The organism is Cellulomonas biazotea (assembly GCF_004306155.1).
GTDB classification, from domain to species: Bacteria; Actinomycetota; Actinomycetes; order Actinomycetales; family Cellulomonadaceae; genus Cellulomonas; species Cellulomonas biazotea.
In genome coordinates, this window is record NZ_BIMR01000333.1 from 1 (window position 1) to 4,587 (window position 4,587).

The window sequence follows — 4,587 nt, forward strand, 5'->3', positions numbered from 1 at the left end:
ACCCACGCCCCCGCCCGCCGCCCGTCGCGCGGCGACCTCGACGAGCGCCGCGCGCGACCGCAGCGCGCCGCCGTCCACGACGCGCGCGGCGAGGGGCTCGAGGACGGCCGAGAACCGTGCGGCCTCCGCGTCGAGCAGCGCACCCACGCGGGCGTCGAGCCGCTCGTGCGCGGACCGCGTGAGCCTGCGGACCGCCTCGTCGCCGAAGACGGCCTCGAGCAGGCGCTGCGCGAGCAGCGCGGTCCCACCGACGATGCCGACCTCGGCGCCCGTGAGCCCGCCGGTCGACGCGAAGACCGCGACCATGAGCGCCGCGCCCAGGCCGTTGACCCCGAACGACAGCGCCCGCGCCGCCGACCTCCGGCCCGCCCCCTCGCCGCGCACGAGGTCGAGGACGTCGCCCTGCCACTCGCGGACCTGCTCCTCGACCCGCACCCGCAGGTCCGCGGACGCGCGGGACAGCGCGAGGCCCTGCAGCAGCGGCGCACCCGCGGGGTCGTGGTGCCAGTCGGCGTGCGCGCGCGCAGCCGCGTCCTCGGCGGCGTCGAGCACGATCGCCGCGACACCGTGGCCGACCGCCTGCGCGAGGCCCGGGTCGGCCGCCCGGCGGCCGGTCACCGCCTCGGCGAGCCGGTCACGCGCGCGGGAGACGCCCTGCTCGAGCCGCCGGAACCACTCGCCGGTGCCGACGACGTCCTGCCACCGGGCGAGGACCTCGCCGCGCAGCATCGTGCCGTCGGACGTCTGCTCGGCGACCCGTTCGCGGGCCGCCGCGTACGAGGCCGCGACGGCGGCGCGCAGGCGGTCGGCGGCCGCCCGCTGGTCGTCGGCCGCGTCCGCGACGCCCCGTGACCGCTGCGCGACGTCGAGGACCGCGCCGTCCCGCGTCGCCTCGACGGCCCGCGCGCGGACGTCCGGGTCGAGCGCGAGCGCCATGAGCCAGTCCGCGACCGGACCCACCTCGGTCTCGGGCAGCAGCCCGTCCTCCAGGACCGACTCGCGCACGACGAAGACGGGTGTGCCCGCGAGCCCGCGCTCCGCGAGCATGCGGCCCAGGTCGGCCGCGACCGCGCGCTCGGCGCCGACGTCGACCCGGTCGAGCACGAGCCCCAGGTGCGTGCGGCGTCGTTGCGCCTCGGCGAGCAGCTCCCACGGGACCGCGTCGGCGTACCGCGCGGCGGTGGTGACGAACAGCCACGCGTCGGCCGCGCCGAGCAGCTGGACGGCGAGCGTCCGGTTCTCCTCCTCGACCGAGTCGACGTCGGGGGCGTCGAGCAGCGCCAGGCCGCGCGGGAGGGTCGTCGACGCGACGGCCCGCAGCGCGCGCACCGCGTCCGCGTCCTCGTCGGGGCGGCGGACGTCGGGCCGCAACCGGGCGAGGCCGGGCAGCACGCGGCTTACGTCGACGTCGGCGGTGTCGTCGGGGTGGTGCACGAGGACCGGGCTGCGGGTCGTCGGCCGGAGCACGCCCGCGGTGCTCACGTGCGCGCCGAGCAGGGAGTTGAGCAGCGTCGACTTGCCCGCACCCGTCGACCCGCCGACGACGACGAGCGTCGCCGCGTCGGGGTCGCGCACGCGCGGCAGCAGGTGGTCGTCGAGCTGGTCGAGGAGCCGCCGGCGCTCGGCCTCCGCAGGCGCTGCCGGCGGGGTCGCCAGGGGCAGGGCCACACCCGCGAGCGCGTCGCGCAGCCCGAGGAGCGCGTCGACCAGCGTCGGCGTCTCGCTCGTGCTCACGGGCTCCTCCTCACGGCTGCTGGTCGCGGCCCCGCTGCTGCGGGCGCGACGGCTGCCGCCCTAGCGTGCCCCGACTCCGCCCCACCCGCGCGCGGACCACGCCGCCGACGGGCCGCGGACCAGGGCCGCCAGGGCGGGCACGCCCCGCACGCACGCACGCACGCACGCACGCCCCACGGACGCACGGACGCACGGACGCACGGACGACGACGGGCCGGACGGAGTCGATCCCGTCCGGCCCGTCGTGCGGTCCGCCGTCAGTCGCGACGCAGCTTGCGGTACGTCACGCGGTGCGGGCGCGCCGCGTCGGCACCGAGGCGCGCGACCTTGTTCTCCTCGTACGAGGCGAAGTTGCCCTCGAACCAGTACCAGTTCGCGGGGTCCTCCTCGGTGCCCTCGTACGCGAGGATGTGCGTCGCGACGCGGTCGAGGAACCAGCGGTCGTGCGACACGACGACCGCGCAGCCGGGGAACTCGAGCAGCGCGTTCTCCAGGGAGCCGAGCGTCTCGACGTCGAGGTCGTTGGTGGGCTCGTCGAGCAGCAGCAGGTTGCCGCCCTGCTTGAGGGTGAGCGCGAGGTTGAGGCGGTTGCGCTCACCGCCCGACAGGACGCCGGCGGGCTTCTGCTGGTCCGGGCCCTTGAACCCGAACGCCGCGACGTAGGCCCGCGAGGGCATCTCGACGTTGCCGACCTTGAGGAAGTCGAGCCCGTCGGACACGACCTCGAACAGGGTCTTCTTGGGGTCGATGCCGCCGCGGGACTGGTCGACGTAGCTGATCGACACGGTCTCGCCGACCTTGAGGTCGCCCCCGTCGAGGGGCTCGAGCCCGACGATCGTCTTGAACAGCGTCGTCTTGCCGACGCCGTTGGGGCCGATGACGCCGACGATGCCGTTGCGCGGCAGCGTGAACGAGAGCCCGTCGATGAGCACGCGCCCGTCGAAGCCCTTCTGCAGGTCCTTCGCCTCGAGGACGATCGAGCCCAGGCGCGGGCCCGGCGGGATCTGGATCTCCTCGAAGTCGAGCTTCCTCGTGCGGTCCGCCTCGGCGGCCATCTCCTCGTAGCGCGCGAGGCGCGACTTGGACTTCGTCTGGCGGCCCTTGGCGTTGGACCGGACCCACTCGAGCTCGTCCTTGAGGCGCTTGGCGAGCTTCGCGTCCTTCTTGCCCTGGATCGCGAGGCGCTCCTGCTTCTTCTCCAGGTACGTCGAGTAGTTGCCCTCGTACGGGTAGAGGCGACCGCGGTCGACCTCGCAGATCCACTCGGCGACGTGGTCGAGGAAGTACCGGTCGTGGGTGACCGCGAGGATCGCGCCCGGGTAGTCCTTGAGGTGCGCCTCGAGCCACAGCACGGACTCGGCGTCGAGGTGGTTGGTGGGCTCGTCGAGCAGCAGCAGGTCGGGCTTCTCGAGGAGCAGCTTGCACAGCGCGACGCGGCGGCGCTCACCACCGGACAGGACGGTGACGTCGGCGTCCGGCGGCGGGCAGCGCAGCGCGTCCATGGCCTGCTCGAGCTGCGTGTCGAGGTCCCACGCGTCGGCCGCGTCGATGGCCTCCTGCAGGTGGCCCATCTCGGCGAGCAGCGCGTCGAAGTCCGCGTCGGGCTCGGCCATGAGGGCGGAGATCTCGTTGTAGCGGTCGAGCTTGCCCTTGATCTCGGCGACGCCCTCCTCGACGTTGCCGAGCACCGTCTTGTCCTCGTTGAGCGGCGGCTCCTGCTGCAGGATCCCGACGGTGAACCCGGGGCTGAGGCGCGCCTCGCCGTTCGACGGCTGGTCGAGACCGGCCATGATCTTGAGGATCGTCGACTTCCCGGCGCCGTTGGGGCCGACGACGCCGATCTTGGCGCCGGGCAGGAAGTTCAGGGAGACGTCGTCGAGGATGACCTTGTCTCCGTGCGCCTTGCGCGCCTTGTACATGGAGTAGATGAACTCAGCCACTGGCTCTTCGTCCGCCTCGGGGTCGGTGTGGAGGAGCGACGTCGGCGGGCCGGCCGGCCGCGCGGGCGGCCGTCGGCCCTGCCGCGTCGTCGTTGCGGTGCCCCAGCCTAGGCGATCAGCCCCCGACGGCCGGTGCGAGCGCGTCCTCGACGTGCTCGGCGGGCACGAGCTGCTCGTCGTCGCGGAGCTCGACGAGCCCCGACACGTCCGCGGGGGCGCCGACCTCGTCCGCGTCCTGGCCGTCGCCCGTGGCGTCGAGGGACGCGGCCGACACGGTCCGGGCGAACCGGCTCGTGCCGAAGGTCAGGTCGTGGCCGACGGCGGCGGCCTCGACGACGAGGGACGTGCGCGGCCCGTCGTCGGACTGCCACTCCTCGGTCGAGAGCCGGCCGTGCACGACGACGGGGTCACCCTTGCGCAGCGACTGCGCGACGTTGAGGGCGCCGGACCGCCAGATCTTCACGGTGAACCACTCGGTCCGTCCGTCGCGCCAGGCGCCCGCCGCGCGGTCGAACCAGCGGCGGGTGCTCGCCATCCGGAACGACGTGAACGGCGTGGTGTCCGGGCCGTGGAAGTGCCGGACCTCGCTGCCGACCCAGCCGACGAGCGTGAGGTCGAGGGAGTGCGTGCTCATGGTGGCCTCCTGTGCCGCGGCCCCGCCGGTGCGGGGCGTGTGCGGCCAGGTTCGGCGCGACGACGGGCGTCCCGCCGCGTGCCTGCGCCGGTCTGGGGAGGCCCGGGCTCTGCGCGGGCCTGTGGTCGGCTCGGCGACGCCGTCAGGACCGCGCGGCGTCCACCAGCTCCCGCACGGCCTTGTGCTCGTCGAGCGCCGCCCGCGTCGGGTCGGCGAGCCGCCCGCGCGCCACGCGCTCCAGCGCGGCACGGCCGTCGCGCAGGACGCGCGCGGCACGCC

Annotated in this window: 3 protein-coding genes; all 3 read right to left on the reverse strand. The window is 75.0% G+C overall.

Going from position 1 to position 4,587, the window contains the following annotated elements; genetic code table 11:
* The coding region (locus CBZ_RS18010; RefSeq protein WP_130782847.1) for a dynamin family protein at positions 1-1,734 on the reverse strand (1,734 nt) is incomplete at its 3' end.
* A gap of 257 nt (positions 1,735-1,991) precedes the next feature.
* The gene (gene ettA / locus CBZ_RS18015; protein WP_130782848.1) at positions 1,992-3,674 is read right to left on the reverse strand and encodes an energy-dependent translational throttle protein EttA; all 1,683 of its coding nucleotides are present in this window, start codon (positions 3,672-3,674) and stop codon (positions 1,992-1,994) included.
* Positions 3,675-3,789: 115 nt separating this feature from the next.
* Entirely contained in the window at positions 3,790-4,308 is a 519-nt protein-coding gene (locus CBZ_RS18020) for a single-stranded DNA-binding protein (RefSeq protein ID WP_130782849.1), read from the reverse strand.
* Between the last annotated feature and the right edge of the window lie 279 nt (positions 4,309-4,587).

Bases quoted from the DNA above. Each gene is read 5' to 3' on its own strand.
- CBZ_RS18020 (WP_130782849.1), bottom strand. From the start codon at position 4,308: ATGAGCACGCACTCCCTCGACCTCACGCTCGTCGGCTGGGTCGGCAGC.